The organism is Chitinimonas taiwanensis DSM 18899 (assembly GCF_900119825.1).
Taxonomy (GTDB): domain Bacteria; phylum Pseudomonadota; class Gammaproteobacteria; order Burkholderiales; family Chitinimonadaceae; genus Chitinimonas; species Chitinimonas taiwanensis.
Genome location: NZ_FPKR01000003.1, coordinates 1 through 16778, shown reverse-complemented (window position 1 = coordinate 16778; position 16778 = coordinate 1). Strand labels below are relative to the sequence as shown.

Below are 16778 nucleotides of genomic sequence, written 5' to 3'. Positions count from 1 at the left end.
CACGCAACACCCCCCTTAAGCTGGCTTTAAGCCACAGCCCTCAGCATCTGCTCGTCCGGTTGGAAAACGAACGAGAACGAGCGATGCCCGCCTTGAGTGCCTATCCCTACAGCCCGCGTCCGTGCTTGCAAGCACGCCTGGAGTCGGCCGATGTGCCCGACATTTTTCCCTTTGTGCGTGCCCGCTTTCAGGCCGTGCACGAGGCACGCATCATTCGCCTCCTGCCCGAGCAGTTCACCGTGCGCGCAGCCGATGGCCAGCTGCTGGCCACGGCCGGCCTACAATCGGCCGAGCGCGGCAGCCTGTTTCTTGAGCACTATCTGAATCAGCCGGTGGAGATGGCCGTGGCCCAGGCACTGAACCGCCCGGTGGCGCGCGCCGATATCGTCGAACTCGGGAATCTGGCCGCCCAGGGTGGCCACACCCATAGCCTGATCCTGGCGATGATGCGTTACCTGGCCAGCACGCGCTGCCGCTATGTGGTGTTCACGCTGACTGCACCGGTACGCGCCACCTTCCGGCGCATGGGCCTGCCGCTGACCGCCCTGAGCGAAGCGGCGGCCGAGCGCGTGCCGCAGCCCGAGAACTGGGGCGCCTATTACCAGCAGCAGCCGATTGTCATGGTCGGCGATATCGCTGCTGGCCTGGCGGCGCTGGAAGCCAACCCGATTCTGGCCCGCGCCGCCGCCCAGCTCAGCACGCAGGAGGGGCAGCGATGAAAGCCGTCCTGCACGCCCTGCACACGCATGCACAACGCCAGGGCGATGCCCCGGCGCTGATCAGCCCGGCGCACACGCTCAGCTATGCCGAACTGGCCGAGCGGGTGGACGCGCTGGCCAACTGGCTGAGCCAGCAAGGCTGGAGTGGGCCACTGGCCTGGCTGGCCGACAACGATATCGATTGGGTGGTGCTCGACTTGGCGCTGGCCCAGGCGGGTATCGCCGGCCTGCCACTGCCGCCCTTCTTCAGCGAGGCGCAGCGCCAGCATGTGCTGGCCGATAGCGGCGCGCGCTGGCTGATTTCGCCCGACCCGCGCGGTCAGGCCCTGCCTAGCACCCAGCTGACTGCCCTGCCCTTGCCACACACCGGCACTGCCGCACCGCTGCCGTCCGGCACCTGCAAGCTCACCTATACCTCGGGCACCACCGGGGCGCCCAAGGGCGTCTGCCTGTCGGCTGCCCAGCTCGATGCGACCGTGGCCGCGCTGGATGCCGCCATCGGCCCCTTGGCAGTCAGCCGCCATCTGTGCGTGATGCCGCTGGCAGTTTTGCTGGAGAACCTGGCCGGCGTCTACCTGCCGCTGCTGCGCGGCGTGCCGGTGGAGCTGATGCCGCTGGCCAGCCTTGGCATGGCGCAGTTCCCGCCCGATGTGCCGCGCTTTATCGGCACCCTGGCGGCCAGCGCGGCCGATAGCCTGATCCTGCTGCCCAGCACTTTGCAGTGGCTGGTGGCCGCCACCGCGGCTGGTCAGCTGCGCAAGTCCTGGCGCTTTCTGGCCGTGGGCGGCGGCAAGAGCGCGCAGGCCACGCTCTTGCAGGCGCAGGCACTGGGCCTGCCGGTATTCGAAGGCTATGGCCTGTCGGAAGCCGCCTCAGTCGTCGCACTCAACCGGGTCGGCGCGCAGCGCATCGGCAGCGTGGGCAAGCCGCTCGCCCATGTGCAGGTGAGCATCGCAGCCGATGGCGAGGTGCTGGTAGGCGGCAACACCATGCTCGGCTACTTGGGCCAGGACAGCGCCTCCGCGCAGATCGCCACCGGCGATCTTGGCCAGCTCGATGCTGATGGCTTTCTGACCATCCTTGGGCGCAAGAAAAACACCATCGTCACCGGCATGGGGCGGAATGTCTCGCCCGAATGGCTGGAGGCCGAATTCTGCGCGCTGCCCGGCATACGCCAGGCCTTCGTCTACGGCGATGAGCAGCACGGCTTGCATGGCCTGTTCTTCAGCAGCGAGGCGCTGGCCGCCAACGCGCTGCTGGCCGCCCACAACGACCAATTACCGGGCTACGCACGCCTGAGCGGCTGGCAGCTGTTGGAGCAACCGCTGAGCGTGGCGGCCGGTGAAATCACCGCCAATGGCCGTTTGTGCCGCGAAACAATCCTGTCCAACCATCGCCTTATCGGGCTAGGGGAAAATACATGAGCTTCTATCAACGCCTGCAAGCCGAAACCGCTGCCGAGCGCGCCTATCTGCTGTCCGCACCGGCCATCCTCGACTGCCAGCGCGCGGTGGTGCCGCATGCGCGCTATGTGGCCTTCCTCACCGAGGCTTACCACCACGTCAAACACACCGTGCCGCTGCTGATGGCAGTGGGTAGCCGCCTGCGTGCCGATCAGCGCCCGCTGTTCGATGCGATTGTCGAGTACATCGATGAAGAGAAAGGCCACGACGAATGGATACTTGGCGATATCGCCGCCTGCGGCGCGGATGCCGAGGCAGTGCGCCATGGCCAGCCGCACGCCAGCACCGAGCTGATGGTCAGCTACGCCTGGGATAGCGTGATGCGCGGCAATCCGGTCAGCTTCTTTGGCATGGTGTTCGTGCTGGAAGGCACCAGCGTCAATCTGGCCACCCCGATGGCCGGCATCATCCGCCAGACCTTGGGCCTGCCCGCGCAGGCGATGACCTATCTGAGCAGCCACGGCGCGCTTGATCAGTCGCACATCCGCTTTTACGAGGAACTGGTCAACCGCCTCGACGACCCGACCGACCAGGACGCCATCATCCATATGGCGCGACGCATGTTCGTGCTGTACGGCAATGTGTTCCGCTCGCTGACCGAGCGCGAAACACGCGTCGCGGAGGCCGTATGAAACTCGCGCTGCTGACTGGCGCCAGCGGCGGCATTGGCGCGGCCATTGCCCAGGCCCTGGTGGGTGAAGGCTGGCAGGTGTGGCTGATTGCACGCGATGCGGCCAAGCTCGATGCGCTGGCCAAGCGACTGGGGCCGCGCGCGCGCGCACTGCCGCTCGACCTGAACGACCCGGATAGCCCGGCCCTGCTGGCCGACGCGGTGAACGCCCAGCCGCTGCCGCTGGGTCTGTTGATCAACGCAGCCGGCATCCAGCATTTCGGCCTTTTCCCCAGCCAGAGCGAGGCGCAGATCGACGCCACGCTGGCACTGAACCTGGCCATTCCCATGAAGCTGATCCGCGCGCTCTGGCCACAGCTTGGGTCCGCGGCCACCGTGGTCAATGTCGGCTCGGTGTTCGGCAGCATTGGCTACCCCGGCTTTGCCAGCTATTGCGCGAGCAAAGGCGGCCTGCGCGTCTTCAGCGAGGCGCTGGCGCGCGAAACCGGCCAGCACGGTCCACGCATCCTGCACTTCGCCCCGCGCGCGGTCGACACCGCACTGAACGACGCACGGGTCAGCGCGATGCATGCGGAACTGGGCACCGCCGTGGATGCACCCCAAAAGGTCGCCGCCGAGCTCATGCGCGCCCTGCGCAAGACAACGGTGCGCGAATGGGTGCTCGGCTGGCCTGAAAAGCTGTTCTTCCGCCTCAATCAGATTCTGCCCGGCGCCGTCGATGGCGCACTGGCCAAGCAATTACCCATTGTGCGCCGCTATGCGCAAGGAGAGAAAACATGAAAACCGTCGCCAAGATCCTGATCGGCCTCTTGTTGTCCGCCGCTGCCCTGGCGGCTGACCTCGGCCAGGTTCAGCAGCGCTGGGCCGAAGCACAGTACCAGCTGCAGGGCGATGCCAAGGAAGCGGCCTTCGCCCAGCTGGTCAAGGACACCGATAGCGCAGGCGCGCAGGACCTAGCCCTGCTGACCTGGAAGGGCATCGTCAATTCCAGCTATGCGGGCGCTAAGGGCGGCTTGGGTGCGCTCAAGTATGCGAAGGCGGCCAAGGCGGCGTTCGAGGCGGTGATCGCCAAGGACGCCAGCACGCTCAATGGCTCGGCCCTGACCTCGCTGGGCGTGCTCTACCACAAGGTGCCGGGCTGGCCGATTGGCTTTGGCGATGACAAGAAAGCGGCCGAGCTACTCAAGCGCGGGTTGGCGGCCAATCCGGACGGCATAGACAGCAACTACTTCTACGCCGAGTTCCTGTTCGACCAGGGGGATAAGGTCGCTGCGCGCCAGCATCTACTCAAGGCACGCAGCGCAGCGCCCCGTGCAGGCCGGGAAAGTGCCGATCGTGGGCGGCAGGGAGAGATCAACGCCCTGCTAGCCAAGTTGGAAAGCTAAAGGCGAGATAACTAAAGACGCGGCGGCGACAGGCGCCAGCGCACCGTCGTCGCCTTGCGCTCGCCCTGGCATTGGGTTGCGCGTTGGCAGTGGCCGTGGCGCCAGCAGCGCATGCAGGGCGGCATGCTGTAGCTGAGCCAGGCCACGCCCAGGATCACGCCCGTGAGCAGGATGAGCGCGATCCACATCGTTTACTGCCCCGGCTCGGTGACAAAGCCGAGCTTGTGTACACCGGTGCGCTGGGCGGCCGCCATGGCCTGGGCCACATGCTCGTACTGCACCTTGCGGTCGGCACGGATATGCAGCTCGGGCTGCGGAGTCTGCACGGCCAGCTCGGCTAAGCGGGCCGCATAGTCTTCCTTGCTGACTACCGCCTCATTCCAATACAGCGTGCCGTCCTCGGTAATTGCCAGGTTCACCGTCTTGGGCTTGATCTCGTTCGGCGCATTCTCGGCGCGCGGCAGATCAAGCTTCACCGAATGGGTGATCACCGGCACGGTCAGCATGAAGATGATCAGCAGCACCAGCATCACATCGACCAGCGGAGTCATATTGATCTCGCTCATCACCCCGCCGCCGCTGGGCCCTTCGAAGTTTCCGCTTCCGAACGCCATCGCTTAGCCCACCTGTTGCTGGCTGCGTACGGTGGTCAGCACCGGCTTGCCATTGTTTTCCGGGCGCACCACCGGCGCACCGGTCACGAAGTAGGCGTGCAGGTCGTGGGCGAAGCGGTTGATGCGGCCAAGCAGCGCGTTATTGCCGCGGGTCAGCGCGTTGTAGCCGAGTACGGCCGGGATGGCGACCACCAGACCAAAGGCGGTCATGATTAGCGCCTCACCCACAGGGCCCGCCACCTTGTCGATGCTGGCCTGGCCCGAGAAGCCGATGCTGATCAGTGCATGGAAGATGCCCCACACCGTGCCGAGCAGGCCCACGAAGGGCGCGGTGGATCCGACCGAAGCGAGGATGGACAGGCCGGACTGCATGCGCTCGACCGATTCATCGATCGCGCGCTTGAGGCAGCTGGTCACCCAGTCGGTCAGCGCCAGCTGGCCGTGCAGATCGTCCTGGCTGTCGCGATGGTGGGCAACCGCATCGCGCGCTTCCTCGGCCAGATGGCGGAAGGGATTGCTCTCGCGATCGCCATCCAGCAGGTGCAGGCCGGCGCTGAAAGACTGCGCATGCCAGAACTCGGCCGTGGCGGACTGAGCCATGCGGCGCTGGCGCATCTGGCGCAGCGCACGCGTGACGATCACATACCAGGACGCAATCGACATCAGCAGCAAGGCAATCGCCACGCCGCGGGTAACCACATCGCCTTGCGCCCACATATTGGCCAGGCTGAAATGACTCTGTTCCATTGCTACGTCTCTCCAAACAAGGCCCGCTTGCTGCAAGGCCGGATATCCATCATTGATGCGCGCAGGCCTAGCCCGCGTTCAGGGAAAAATTCAGCGGTTGCACATACCAGTAGGCAATGGCGTTATCGCCCTGGCGCGCCGGTACGAACTTCCAGCGCTTGACCGTGCTGAGCGCCACCTCATCGAGACGGCTGAAACCGCTCGATTGCTTGAGCTTGATCTCACCCACGGTGCCATCGGCCAGCACATAGATCGACAGCAGCACGCGCCCTTGTTCGCCGAGCTTGCGTGACAGGGTCGGATAGGCCGGGGCCGGGTTATTCAGATGGGCGGCATCGCTGCGCGGTGGTACCACCGCGGGCGGTGCTGGTGGTGCCGGCGGGGCGGGCGGCGCTTCGGCGCGCGCCACTTCCGGCTGCACGGGCTGCGGCTCGGCGGCGGGCGCGGTAATCGCATCCGGGGCCGGTGGCGCGTTTTTCGACGGCGGCAATGGCGCCGGCTTGGGTGGAGTGGGTCTTTGCTGCGGCTTGGGCGGCGCTGGCGTCGGTTCGGATGGCGGGGCGACGACGGGCAAGGGCTGCGGCGGCAACACCCCGGCGCTGATCACCGCCTGCGGTGGCGTTGGCGGGCTGCTGCCCAGACCATAGGCCAGTGCCAACAGGCCCAGCAGATGGGCCGTGCAGATCAGCAATAAGGGCAACGCCCGACGAGTCAGCTTGGACATCAAGGCCTTGAGGGAATAAGACTAAGAATGCTTTTGAGAATTATTCTTATTTTAAGGCAATTGTATGCAGCGGTAAAATTTTCCTGCATCGCAACAAAGTCATGTGCCCGATCGGTTGCACCGGTCGCTAAATGAAAACGCCCTGCCAAAATGGCAGGGCGTGTCAGGGATGGTAGTGCCGCGCTGGGGGCTCAGGCGAAAACCTCGGCCTCGGCGAAGCTCAAGGCCGCCACATCCTTGGCCGACAGCGCCGGCGCGCTCTGCAAAGGCCATTGGATACCGAGCTGCACGTCGTCCCAGCGTATCGCCCGCTCATGCGCAGGCGCATAGTAATCGGTGGTCTTGTACAGAAACTCGGCCACTTCGCTTACCACCAGGAAGCCATGCGCAAAGCCCTCCGGCACCCAGAGCTGACGCTTGTTCTCGGCGCTCAGGCTCACGCCCACCCACTGACCGAAAGTCGGTGAGCTGCGGCGGATATCGACCACCACATCGAACACCTCGCCAAGCGTGCAACGCACCAGCTTGCCCTGCGCCTGCTGCAGCTGGTAGTGCAGGCCACGCAAGACGCCCTTGGCCGAGCGCGAATGGTTGTCCTGCACGAAATTCACGCTGCGCCCAATCGCGGCCTCGAAGCGCGCTTGGTTGAAGCTTTCGTAGAAGAAGCCGCGCTCATCACCGAACACCTTGGGTTCGATGATCTTCACCTCGGCAATCGTGGTATCGATCACATTCACAGTCGGGGTTCTTTCAAAATCTGCAGCAGGTATTGGCCATAGCCGGTTTTCTTCAGGGGCTGCGCGAGCTGTTCCAGCTGCGCCGCATCCACCCAGCCCTGACGGAAGGCAATCTCTTCCGGACAGCAAACCTTGAGGCCCTGACGGCTCTCGATGGTCTGGATGAATTGACTCGCTTCCAGCATCGACTCATGTGTACCGGTGTCCAGCCAGGCATAGCCGCGCCCCATGGTCTGCACATCGAGCTGCCCTTCGCGCAGATAGACGGCGTTCACATCGGTGATTTCCAGCTCGCCACGCGCCGAGGGACGGATGCCCTTGGCGATCTCGACCACGCGCTGATCGTAGAAATACAGACCGGTCACCGCATAGTTGGACTTGGGCTGGGCCGGCTTTTCCTCAATGCTGATCGCCCGCCCGCCAGCATCGAATTCCACCACGCCATAGCGCTCGGGGTCGTGCACATGGTAGGCAAACACGCTGGCGCCCTCCGTCTTGGCGGCGGCGGCCTGCAAGAGCTCGGCGAACTCGTGGCCGTAGAAGATATTGTCACCCAGCACCAGGGCCACATTATCGCTGCCGATGAATTGCTCGCCGATGATGAAGGCCTGCGCGAGCCCATCCGGGCTGGGCTGTACCGCGTACTGCAGATTCAGCCCCCACTGACGGCCGTCGCCGAGCAGCTGCTCGAAGCGCGGCGTGTCCTGCGGGGTGGAAATGATCAGGATGTCGCGTATCCCGGCCAACATTAGCGTGCTGAGCGGGTAATAAATCATCGGCTTGTCGTAGATGGGCAGCAGCTGCTTGCTGACCGCAATCGTGGCCGGATAAAGCCGGGTGCCCGAGCCACCGGCCAGGATGATGCCCTTGCGCGCGCTCATGGCTTAGCTCCGTATTGCGTAAAGACCCAGTCGCGGTAAGCGCCGCTCGTCACATTCTCCACCCAGTCCTGATTGGCCAGATACCAGGCCACCGTCTTGCGGATGCCGCTCTCGAAGGTCTCGGCTGGCTTCCAGCCAAGTTCAGCCTCCAGCTTGCGCGCATCGATCGCATAGCGACGGTCGTGGCCGGGCCTATCCTGCACAAAGGTGATCTGCGTCGCATACGACTGCCCGTCGGCGCGCGGCTTTAGCTCATCCAACAGCGCGCAGATGGTCTTCACCACCTCAAGATTGGCCTTCTCATTCCAGCCGCCGACATTGTAGGTCTCACCCAGACGACCGGCCTCCAGCACGCGGCGGATCGCGCTGCAGTGATCCTTCACATACAGCCAGTCGCGGATCTGCTGGCCATCACCGTAAATCGGCAGCGGCTTGCCCTTCTGGGCATTCAGCAGCACCAATGGAATCAGCTTCTCGGGGAAGTGGTAGGGGCCGTAGTTGTTCGAGCAATTGGTGGTCAGCACCGGCAGGCCATAGGTGTGGTGCCAGGCACGTACCAGATGATCGCTGGCCGCCTTGCTGGCCGAGTAAGGGCTGTTCGGCTCGTAGCGGTTACTTTCCGAAAACGGCGCATCGGTCTCGCTCAGCGTGCCGTACACCTCGTCAGTCGACACATGCAGGAAGCGGAAAGCCGCCTTGGCCTGCTCGGGTAGCGCAGCCCAGTAGGCGCGCACGGCTTCGAGCAGATTGAAAGTGCCCAGCACATTGGTCTGGATGAAATCGCCCGGGCCATGGATGGAGCGATCGACATGCGACTCTGCGGCGAAATTCAACACGGCGCGCGGCTGATGCTCGGCCAGCAGGCGGGCGACCAGCTCGCGATCGCCGATATCACCCTGCACAAACACATGACGCGCATCGCCCTGCAAACTCTTCAGGCTATCCAGATTACCGGCATAGGTCAGCTTGTCCAGATTCACCACGGTCTCATCCGACTGGGCCAGCCAGTCGAGCACGAAATTACCGCCAATAAAGCCGGCGCCGCCAGTTACCAAGATGGTCATGTTTTACCCGTGAAAATATGCAAAATAGAATTCAAGGCCGAAAGGATACCGAGTCCTCGCCGCACTGCCCAGCTGTAACAGGCTAAGCCAACATCGCTTTGGCCATATGGCACAAGGCTGCGACGAGCGCGGCGGCGCCGACAGGCGCTACACTGAGAGCATGCTCAACACCCTGCCGCCCTACCGCCCAGCCGCCTGGCTAATCGGCCCGCACAGCGATACCGTCTACCCGGCCCTGGCGCTCAAGCGCCCGCCACCCGCCTACCGGCGGGAAATCTGGACTGCCCCTGATGGCGACGAGATCGCCATCGATTGGCTGGACGCACCCGCCCAGCCCGACGCGCCCTTGCTGGTGCACTTCCACGGCCTGGAAGGCAGCTCGGCCAGCCACTATGCGAGTGCGCTCATGCATATGGCCAAACAGCGACAATGGCGCGCTGCGGTCGCGCATTTTCGTGGCTGCGGCGGCCATCCCAACCGCAAACCGCGTGCCTACCATGCCGGCGACTCGGGCGAAATCGACTGGATATTGCGACGCTTCCGAGCCGTCCACGCCGGTGCGCTGTTCAGCGCCGGCGTGTCGCTGGGTGGCAATGCGCTGGCCAAGTGGCTAGGCGAACAGGCTGAGCAAGCGAATAGCGTCTTACAGGGCGCAGCAGTGATTTCCGCCCCGCTCGATCTGGTAGCAGCCGGCAAGGTGCTGGATCGCGGCCTGAACAAGGCCATCTACACACGCGAATTCATGCGTACCCTGCGCCCGAAAACCCTGGCCCACCTGGCGACGTTCTCCAAGGAGCTGTCCTTCCTGAATGTGTCGCCGCGCGAGATCGCCGCCGCCCGCACCTTCAAGCAATTCGATGCACGAGTGACCGCGCCATTGCACGGCTTCGCGGGCGTGGACGACTACTGGCAACGTGCAAGCGCCAAGCCGCATCTGAGGGCGATCGCGGTGCCCACACTGGTGATCAATGCACGCAACGACCCTTTCCTGCCCGCCAGCGCCTTACCCGGCCCGGCCGACGTCAGCACGGCCATCACCTTGCTGCAGCCGGCACGCGGCGGCCATGTGGGCTTTGCGGAAGGCCCCTTCCCCGGCCGCATCGATTGGCTGCCACGCTGCCTGATGAGCTTCTTCGATCAGCATGGCGGCACCGGCCCCGCGCGCTAAACCATCAGGCCAGGACTTCCACCGCATCGCCGAGCTTGACCAAGCCGGTGCCACGCGCGACAAGGTTGATGCCGAACATGGTACCGGCCTCGCTGCGCCGGTAGCCATTCAAGGTGGCCAGCGGCTCCTGCTTCGGATGCAAGCTCGCCTGCTCGGGATCGACGGTGGTGAAGATGCAACGCGAGCAGAGCTTGACGTTCTCGAACACCACCTCGCCCACGCGAATGCGTTGCCAGCCATCCTCGACAAATGCCTGCCCGGTCTGCACCACCAGATTGGGGCGAAACTGACGCATGCTCACCGGCTGAGTCAGGCGCGCATTCAGGTCGGCCAGCGAGGCAGTGCCGATCAGCAGCAGCGGATAACCATCGGCGAAGCCTACCGGCACGCTGGGGTCAGCATGGGTGCGCCGCGTGGTGTGCGCATCCACATACACCAGGCGGCAGGCCACGCCGAGAAAGTCGGAAAACCAGAAGTCTGCATCCCAGCTCCCGGTGCGCGCCGCAAAAGCACTGCGCCAGACCTCCACCGGCACATCCTCGTTCATGTCAGCACGCTCAACGCGCAGCTCGGGCATATCGGGCGCCGTAAAGCAGGCACCCTGCGTATCGGCCGCCACCTCGATCAGCACCAGACGCGGAAACTGCCGGCCAGTCATGAACTGCCCGTCGGCACCGATCAGCATCCAGCGCCGGTCGTGCTGCAGCCCCATGGGCTCGACCAGCGCCTGCTCGACCAGTTGGGCACGGCAGGATTTGAGCGGGTGAATATGTATTTCGGCGAGCTGCATGCTGAACTCCGAGAGGGCTACACGGACAAATGCCGAATATAAGCGCAAGTCCCCCGTCCCCGCAGCTAGAATCCTCGACCAGCCTTCATCCGCACCGGCTTCCTCCTCAGCGCGCCGGTCGCCCAATCGGAGCTTTACATGTCATTTCTGCGCCCTCTCGGCCTTAGCCTGCTTGCCAGCCTCAGCCTGCTTGCCAGCGCAGCCGATCCTCGTCTGGGGCAAACCTGGCTAGATCATGCTAAGCAGGACCTCTTGCCCTGGTGGACGCATGTCGGCGCGCAAGGCGAGCCGATAGGTCGCTTCCCCACCTTCCGCTGCAACGATGGCAGCGCCTACCGCAGCGAAGCCCCCTGCCCCGAGCTGGCCGATCCACCGGCCTGGATCAAGCCCGAGCTCGGCCGCCAGTATGTGCGCATGCAATCGCGGCAGATCTATGCGTACGCGATGGGCTTTCATCTGACCGGTGACATCAAGCTCCTGCAGCTGGCCGAAGCGGGCGTGCGCGACCTGCGCCAGCGCGCGCTGGACCACCGCAGTGGCAGCGCCGCGAGCTGGTTCGAAAACGGCAAGCCCAAGCCCGCCATCGGCCTGCGCACCAGCCAGGACCTGTCCTACGCGGCCCTGGGCCTCGCCTCGGTGTATTACCTGACCCGCGATGCCCAGGTCTTGGCTGACCTGATCCGCCTGAAACAACATATCTTCAATACTTATCAGGACAAGAAGACCGGCCTGATCAAATGGGTGGCCAAGGACGATGGCAGTGGCGAGGCCGAGCGCGAGGAGCTGGTCGCCACGCTTGACCAGCTGAACGCCTACCTGATCCTGGTCACGCCGGCCTTGCCAGAAGGTCCGCTCAAACAACGCTGGCAAAACGATATCGCCCAGCTCTCCAAGGCCATGATCGCGCGCTTTCATGACCCCGCCACGGGTCAGTTCTGGGGCACGCGTGGGGCGGCCGATAGAGAGAGCGCCGAGGGCCGGCACAACGACTACGGCCACACCATCAAGGCCTACTGGATGCTGTACCTGGGCGCACAGCAGAACCAAGATGCCGCCCTGGCCGAGTTTGCCCGGGAAGGCATGCGTAAGGTGCTGGCGCAAGCCTGGCTTGCCGATACCGGCAGCTGGGGAGAAAAACGGCTGGCAGATGGCAGCAGTTCCAACCGCAAATCCTGGTGGATCTACGCCGAACTCAGCCAAGCTGCTGCCACGCTAGCCATGCTGGAAGGCGATGACGCCGAACGCTGGCATGACGCGAGTCAATGGTGGCTGGCTCACTTCGTCGATCGCCAGCACGGCGAGGTCTGGGGCAGCCTGCCCGCCAACGGGCAAAGCGACGGCCGCCAGCTCAAGCAGCATCACTGGAAAAACGGCTTTCACTCGATGGAGCATGCGCTGATCGGCTACCTGAGCGCGCAGACCCTGGCCAAGCAAGCCAGCCGGCTCTACTTCGCCCAGCCGCCATCCCGCAAAGCCCCCGCACTGCGGCCTTATCTATTCGACGCAACGGTACTGAAAGTGCAGCAACAGCGCCTAGGTCAGCGCAACATCCAGCAAGTTGACTTCCAGATCATGCCGCAGCGCAACATCGAAAAGGCGACAGCCGCACAATAATGTGGGCAACTCAGGTTTTTCTGTTTGCCTTTTAGCCAAGCCGCCTATTACCATGCAGGTGGGAAGCTGTTTGCCCTCCGATTTGAAACTGAAGCGAGGAAACCAATTATGAAGCTGAAGATGATTCTGGCCGCCGTGGCCGCCCTGTCGATGTTCTCTGCCCACGCCGCTGAAGCTGCTGCCACTTCGGCTGGCAGCTCGGCCGCTGGTGCTGGTGCCGCTGGCGCTGGTGCTGCTGCTGGTGCCACTACCGCTGCGATCGCCGCGGGCGTTGCCGCTGCTGCTGCCGTTGCCGTGACTGCATCGTCGGACGACACCCCGTCGAGCCACACCACGCCGTCGCACCACTAAAGCAATCGCTTAGTAGTGAACAAATAGCCACTTCGGTGGCTATTTGTTTTTTTGCTTGTTCAGTTGCTCTTGATGACATCCCCTAATCAATGAAAACCCCCAATCTGCCCCCGCTTCTCCTGGCCTTTTTGATCGGTACCTTATTTGCCCACGCAGACAGCACGGTGAATGGGCAGCGTGGATTCATTCAAATGCCAGATGCGCGCATCGGAAAGGAGGGCAGCTGGCGGACTGGCTTTGCCCTCCAGTCACCCTACCGTGCATTTTGGTCTAGCGTGGCACTGATGCCCTGGTTAGAGACATCGGCACGCTTCACTCGTATTTCAGGGGTAGAAGGTTTCCCTGATAGCCCCCAGTACGGCGATTACGGTGACAAAGCATTCGCTGCCAAACTACAAATATTCAGCGAAGGCCCGTGGCAACCTGCTTTGGCGGTGGGCATTGATGACTTTGAGGGAACCGGCCTCTTTACGTCAAACTACCTAGTGGCCAGCAAACAGGTTGGATCAGCCGACGTCAGCGTGGGTTATGGTCGAAAACGAACAAAGGGGCTCTTCGCTGGATTGCGCCACCCGATTCCAAGCTTCGCTTATCTGGATGCCATTGTAGAATACGATGCCAACAGATATGAAACGGACTCGCGTGCACGAGAAAGCGGTGCGGACAAGCGCAATCCTGGGCTTAACATTGGTCTCGCTTATCAGTATGGGTGGCTCAATGGGCAGGTTGGACGCATGCGTGATGGGACAATGACCGCCAATGCATATGTGGACATCCCGCTCGATAGAAAAGAGTTCATTCCAAAATTGAATGAACCCGCGGCTTTGGAAAAGCTGCCAGTGCGACCAACCGAACAAGCTTGGCTAGACGACGGGCAGTACCAGCGAAACCTCCTCCGAGCATTGCAGCGCCAGCAGTATCGAGACATTCATTGCAGTTACCGCGCTGCGACGCTGGATATCGAACTTGCCAACACGCGCATTGCTCTGCCTAGCCGCGCCGCAGGGCGCGCCGCGCGCATTGCGCTTGCTCACGCACCTTTTGGTGTGCGTGAGATCAGTATTACCCTGAAGCAAGGCGGCTTGCCCGTCACCCAATACCGCTTCAACGATACCGATGCCCTCGCCCGCTACTTCAATGGCGCACTCTCACGTGAAGACCTTGCGCGGTCGGTCACGATCAAACAGGCGTCCGCCAATGAACCTGATTCGCCAGAGACATCGGCAGAACAGATCGCGCAATGGGATGAGCCCAACTACAGCGCCGATCTGGAGGCCGGGCAAAGCACAGGCGAAGTGGCAGCCCTCAGCGTGCGCGATCGGGGGCTGAGTCAGTTGCGCATAGCACCAAAACTCGGCGCCTACTTCAATGACCCGAGCGGCGTATTAAAGTACGACCTCTACCTACAGGCCTCCTTAAACGCCCGTCTTGCCCAGCGCACGTTCCTCGACCTCTCAGCCACCGCGTCGGTTCTGGAGAATGTTTCAAGCGTCACGCAAGATTCGAATAGCGCCCTGCCCCACGTACGCTCGGACGTTGCGCAGTACAAGCGCGATAGCAAAGCGGCATTGGAGCGCGCGGCGATCAGTCAGTACTTCCACTTGGGCCAGGGCTGGTATGGCCGCACCAGCGCAGGTTTGTATGAGGAAATGTTCGGTGGTATCGGTGGGCAAGTGCTCTATCAACCCAGTCGCGCCCCCTATACCCTTGATCTCACACTCGACCGGGTCAGGCAGCGGGATACCGGTGGCGGACTCAAGTTCAGAGATTACGAAACCACGACTGCCATTGCCTCGCTCCACTATCGTATCCCCAGTCAAGGCCTGACCACGACCTTGCGCGCCGGGCGCTTCCTCGCGGGAGATGAGGGCGTCAGGGCGGAAGTCGCCAAGCGCTTCCGATCCGGTGTAGAAATGGGGGCGTGGTATACGGTCACGAATGGCAATGACATCACGTCGCCAGGCTCACCGACCAGCCCTTACCACGACAAGGGTGTCTTCCTGTCCATCCCGCTCAATATTCTGCTGACCAAGGACACGGCGGCAGTGGGTCGTTACAGCTTGGCCCCCTGGACGCGTGATGTAGGTCAGATCGTTGCTTACCCAGGCGACCTTTACGGCATTGTGTCGCGCTACCTGACAAACCGGGAGGACCGTGACGGCTTGGTCGAACTGGATGACCTCGACGATGACTACCGGATGCCGGTGCCGCAAACGCTCTTTTACCGACAGCCAATTCACGACCAAGCCAAGATGCTCTGGTCTGGGTTGGGCGACACAGCCAGCCGCAGCGGCATGTCCAAGCTCGCCTACGCGGGCGGTGCCATCTGGTTAGCCAGCAGATTCGATAGCCGCCTGGATAGGCGAAGTGTCAAATCCACACCCAGCAAGAGCACGCAAAAAGTCATTGACGCGGGCGACGCCCTGCCTTGGGCAGGCTTGGCGCTATCGGGTGCGCTGGCTACTTACGAGGGCAATAACCGGTTAAGCCGCACAGCCTACTCCGCCTTCCAGGCGGGCATCTCCGCAGGGGTACTGGCTGAAGCGGGCAAATGGGCATTTGGGCGCACCCGTCCGAAGGCTGATGCAGGAGACTCGCTGGAAGGCTTCGATCGTCGCCAATCGCGACACAGCCTGCCATCGAGCCACGTTGCGGTGGCCACTGCTGTCGTGACGCCCTTCGCTCAGGAGTACGCGATGCCCGCACTCTATGCCCTACCAGCCATTACCCAGTACGGCCGTATGCGCTCCAGAGAACATTGGTTCTCCGATGTAGTTGCCGGCTCGCTGCTCGGTATTGCGGCTGGCCAATATAGCTGGGACTGGAATCGAAAACGCAGCAAGCTCGAGCCGGAAGTCCAAATTGGCACACGATCGATCAACTTGCGCTGGGACATGCAATGAAACCAATCTGGATGATTGCCACAGTGATGGTTACCATCTGCGGCTTGGCACAGGCCAGCTGCAGGGTACTGGACCCTGAGCTGCAGGGGCGCTACGAGGGTGCTTGCAACGGTGCCGGCCTGGCGGATGGCTTTGGTGAAGCTCAGGGGCCCGTCAGTAGCTACACTGGCTATTTTGAGAATGGAAAAAAACACGGCCAAGGGATTAAAACCTGGCACAAAACCGGCGACCAGTACCACGGTGAGTTCCGTGGCGACTATCGTGAGGGCTGGGGAAGCTACACTTGGGGCAGCCAATCACCCTGGGCTGGCCAGAACCACGAAGGCGAATATCTGAAGGATCTGCGAGAAGGATTTGGCGTTTACTTCTGGCCCAATGGTGATAAATTTTCTGGGCAATGGAAAGCAGGTTTACGTTATGGCGAAAGCTACATGGAAGTCAGAAAAAAACTAGCGACGAAACTCATCATGACGTCCATTTCACTCAATCAAACTGTCTGCACAGTTACAAAAGAAGGCATTGGAACAAGCAGACTAATAAGAGCCATGGTAACTAACGTGGCCAAGACAGACATCACACTGTTAATTGAAGAGGATGGCAAAACCACCAAAAAACTGATTACAGACCAACAGTTTGGCCAAGATTGGCAGCCCTGCTAGAAGGTCCAGAATTAACAACCAGCCCCATTCGCTCATCACCTTTTGATTAGTCATCCGGACTACTTCGCAGATCAGAGACCACACACTTCAACAGAGAACACCTGAAGCGCATCAAAAAACAGGAACTACTGTTTCATAAGGTAATCCCCCCGTTTTTAACGGGAGTCAGAAGTAGAGGTAAGCGACCATGGCCAGCCGCTGTTTGGGGGTGATGCCGCCCAAGGCCATGTTTGGGTGGACTGTCCCGGAAACGGTAGACAACCTCCAGCCTCACGCCGCGGCTAGTTCAAAGGCCTCGGGACTGACGCCGCCAAGATGGCTATGACGG

At 62.3% G+C, this 16778-nt stretch carries 18 protein-coding genes; 10 read left to right on the top strand and 8 right to left on the bottom strand.

Annotated elements, in window-relative coordinates; translation table 11 throughout:
• Positions 1-83: 83 nt before the first annotated feature.
• From BT173_RS03760 to BT173_RS03740, 5 genes are read left to right on the top strand one after another with little or no spacing between them, the layout of a single operon-like run.
• Positions 84-719, top strand: coding sequence for a thermostable hemolysin (locus BT173_RS03760; RefSeq protein WP_072427303.1), 636 nt, complete (start codon positions 84-86; stop codon positions 717-719).
• Positions 716-2143 (top strand): AMP-binding protein, encoded by a 1428-nt coding sequence (locus BT173_RS03755; protein ID WP_072427302.1) that lies wholly within the window; start codon positions 716-718, stop codon positions 2141-2143. The genes BT173_RS03760 and BT173_RS03755 overlap by 4 nt, the downstream gene beginning before the upstream one ends.
• On the top strand, positions 2140-2814 hold the full coding sequence (locus BT173_RS03750) for an iron-containing redox enzyme family protein (RefSeq protein WP_072427301.1): 675 nt from the start codon (positions 2140-2142) through the stop codon (positions 2812-2814). The genes BT173_RS03755 and BT173_RS03750 overlap by 4 nt, the downstream gene beginning before the upstream one ends.
• Positions 2811-3593 carry an SDR family oxidoreductase gene (locus BT173_RS03745; RefSeq protein WP_072427300.1) on the top strand — a complete coding sequence of 261 codons (783 nt, stop codon included), beginning with the start codon at positions 2811-2813 and terminating at the stop codon, positions 3591-3593. The genes BT173_RS03750 and BT173_RS03745 overlap by 4 nt, the downstream gene beginning before the upstream one ends.
• Positions 3590-4198, top strand: a complete 609-nt coding sequence (locus tag BT173_RS03740) for a tetratricopeptide repeat protein (RefSeq protein WP_072427299.1) — start codon at positions 3590-3592, stop codon at positions 4196-4198. Before BT173_RS03745 ends, BT173_RS03740 begins: the two co-directional genes overlap by 4 nt.
• An 11-nt stretch (positions 4199-4209) precedes the next feature.
• On the opposite strand, the gene BT173_RS19590 is transcribed toward BT173_RS03740, so the two are convergent.
• The 7 genes from BT173_RS19590 to rfbB form a co-directional block, all read right to left on the bottom strand.
• A complete protein-coding gene (locus BT173_RS19590; protein ID WP_175545546.1) occupies positions 4210-4386 on the bottom strand; it encodes a hypothetical protein in 177 nt (58 codons plus the stop codon).
• Between the two features lie 3 nt (positions 4387-4389).
• Positions 4390-4764 (bottom strand): ExbD/TolR family protein, encoded by a 375-nt coding sequence (locus BT173_RS03735; RefSeq protein WP_308417552.1) that lies wholly within the window; start codon positions 4762-4764, stop codon positions 4390-4392.
• Positions 4765-4815: 51 nt separating this feature from the next.
• Positions 4816-5559 carry a MotA/TolQ/ExbB proton channel family protein gene (locus BT173_RS03730; protein WP_072427297.1) on the bottom strand — a complete coding sequence of 248 codons (744 nt, stop codon included), beginning with the start codon at positions 5557-5559 and terminating at the stop codon, positions 4816-4818.
• Between the two features lie 67 nt (positions 5560-5626).
• Entirely contained in the window at positions 5627-6283 is a 657-nt protein-coding gene (locus BT173_RS03725; protein WP_072427296.1) for an energy transducer TonB, read from the bottom strand.
• A 191-nt stretch (positions 6284-6474) separates the two neighbouring features.
• Complete coding sequence (rfbC, locus tag BT173_RS03720; RefSeq protein ID WP_072427295.1) at positions 6475-7020, bottom strand: dTDP-4-dehydrorhamnose 3,5-epimerase; 546 nt, start codon at positions 7018-7020, stop codon at positions 6475-6477.
• Complete coding sequence (gene rfbA / locus BT173_RS03715; protein WP_072427294.1) at positions 7017-7901, bottom strand: glucose-1-phosphate thymidylyltransferase RfbA; 885 nt, start codon at positions 7899-7901, stop codon at positions 7017-7019. Before rfbA ends, rfbC begins: the two co-directional genes overlap by 4 nt.
• Complete coding sequence (rfbB, locus tag BT173_RS03710) at positions 7898-8965, bottom strand: dTDP-glucose 4,6-dehydratase (RefSeq protein WP_072427293.1); 1068 nt, start codon at positions 8963-8965, stop codon at positions 7898-7900. Before rfbB ends, rfbA begins: the two co-directional genes overlap by 4 nt.
• A gap of 106 nt (positions 8966-9071) precedes the next feature.
• Between rfbB and BT173_RS03705 the strand changes: the two genes are divergently transcribed.
• A complete protein-coding gene (locus tag BT173_RS03705; protein WP_217651395.1) occupies positions 9072-10133 on the top strand; it encodes a YheT family hydrolase in 1062 nt (353 codons plus the stop codon).
• 4 nt (positions 10134-10137) lie between these two features.
• Here BT173_RS03705 and BT173_RS03700 read toward each other — a convergent pair whose 3' ends face one another.
• Entirely contained in the window at positions 10138-10923 is a 786-nt protein-coding gene (locus BT173_RS03700; protein ID WP_072427292.1) for an MOSC domain-containing protein, read from the bottom strand.
• A gap of 138 nt (positions 10924-11061) precedes the next feature.
• Between BT173_RS03700 and BT173_RS03695 the strand changes: the two genes are divergently transcribed.
• The 4 genes from BT173_RS03695 (at position 11062) to BT173_RS03680 (ending at position 16450) form a co-directional block, all read left to right on the top strand.
• Entirely contained in the window at positions 11062-12537 is a 1476-nt protein-coding gene (locus tag BT173_RS03695; protein ID WP_072427291.1) for an AGE family epimerase/isomerase, read from the top strand.
• A 108-nt stretch (positions 12538-12645) separates the two neighbouring features.
• Positions 12646-12888 carry a hypothetical protein gene (locus tag BT173_RS19585; RefSeq protein ID WP_072427290.1) on the top strand — a complete coding sequence of 81 codons (243 nt, stop codon included), beginning with the start codon at positions 12646-12648 and terminating at the stop codon, positions 12886-12888.
• An 89-nt stretch (positions 12889-12977) separates the two neighbouring features.
• A complete protein-coding gene (locus BT173_RS03685) occupies positions 12978-15791 on the top strand; it encodes a YjbH domain-containing protein (protein ID WP_072427289.1) in 2814 nt (937 codons plus the stop codon).
• Positions 15788-16450: an MORN repeat-containing protein gene (locus BT173_RS03680; RefSeq protein WP_084658150.1), complete on the top strand. Its 663-nt coding sequence runs from the start codon at positions 15788-15790 to the stop codon at positions 16448-16450. Before BT173_RS03685 ends, BT173_RS03680 begins: the two co-directional genes overlap by 4 nt.
• Positions 16451-16778: the final 328 nt, after the last annotated feature.

Excerpts from the sequence above, each read along its gene's own strand:
- BT173_RS19585 (WP_072427290.1), top strand. The coding sequence starts at position 12,646 with ATGAAGCTGAAGATGATTCTGGCCGCCGTGGCCGCCCTGTCGATGTTC.
- BT173_RS03680 (WP_084658150.1), top strand. The coding sequence starts at position 15,788 with ATGAAACCAATCTGGATGATTGCCACAGTGATGGTTACCATCTGCGGC.
- BT173_RS03700 (WP_072427292.1), bottom strand. The coding sequence starts at position 10,923 with ATGCAGCTCGCCGAAATACATATTCACCCGCTCAAATCCTGCCGTGCC.
- BT173_RS03685 (WP_072427289.1), top strand. The coding sequence starts at position 12,978 with ATGAAAACCCCCAATCTGCCCCCGCTTCTCCTGGCCTTTTTGATCGGT.
- BT173_RS19590 (WP_175545546.1), bottom strand. The coding sequence starts at position 4,386 with ATGTGGATCGCGCTCATCCTGCTCACGGGCGTGATCCTGGGCGTGGCC.
- BT173_RS03725 (WP_072427296.1), bottom strand. The coding sequence starts at position 6,283 with ATGTCCAAGCTGACTCGTCGGGCGTTGCCCTTATTGCTGATCTGCACG.
- BT173_RS03735 (WP_308417552.1), bottom strand. The coding sequence starts at position 4,764 with ATGAGCGAGATCAATATGACTCCGCTGGTCGATGTGATGCTGGTGCTG.
- BT173_RS03760 (WP_072427303.1), top strand. The coding sequence starts at position 84 with ATGCCCGCCTTGAGTGCCTATCCCTACAGCCCGCGTCCGTGCTTGCAA.
- BT173_RS03695 (WP_072427291.1), top strand. The coding sequence starts at position 11,062 with ATGTCATTTCTGCGCCCTCTCGGCCTTAGCCTGCTTGCCAGCCTCAGC.
- BT173_RS03705 (WP_217651395.1), top strand. The coding sequence starts at position 9,072 with ATGGCACAAGGCTGCGACGAGCGCGGCGGCGCCGACAGGCGCTACACT.
- BT173_RS03750 (WP_072427301.1), top strand. The coding sequence starts at position 2,140 with ATGAGCTTCTATCAACGCCTGCAAGCCGAAACCGCTGCCGAGCGCGCC.
- rfbA (WP_072427294.1), bottom strand. The coding sequence starts at position 7,901 with ATGAGCGCGCGCAAGGGCATCATCCTGGCCGGTGGCTCGGGCACCCGG.
- BT173_RS03740 (WP_072427299.1), top strand. The coding sequence starts at position 3,590 with ATGAAAACCGTCGCCAAGATCCTGATCGGCCTCTTGTTGTCCGCCGCT.
- rfbB (WP_072427293.1), bottom strand. The coding sequence starts at position 8,965 with ATGACCATCTTGGTAACTGGCGGCGCCGGCTTTATTGGCGGTAATTTC.
- BT173_RS03730 (WP_072427297.1), bottom strand. The coding sequence starts at position 5,559 with ATGGAACAGAGTCATTTCAGCCTGGCCAATATGTGGGCGCAAGGCGAT.
- BT173_RS03755 (WP_072427302.1), top strand. The coding sequence starts at position 716 with ATGAAAGCCGTCCTGCACGCCCTGCACACGCATGCACAACGCCAGGGC.
- BT173_RS03745 (WP_072427300.1), top strand. The coding sequence starts at position 2,811 with ATGAAACTCGCGCTGCTGACTGGCGCCAGCGGCGGCATTGGCGCGGCC.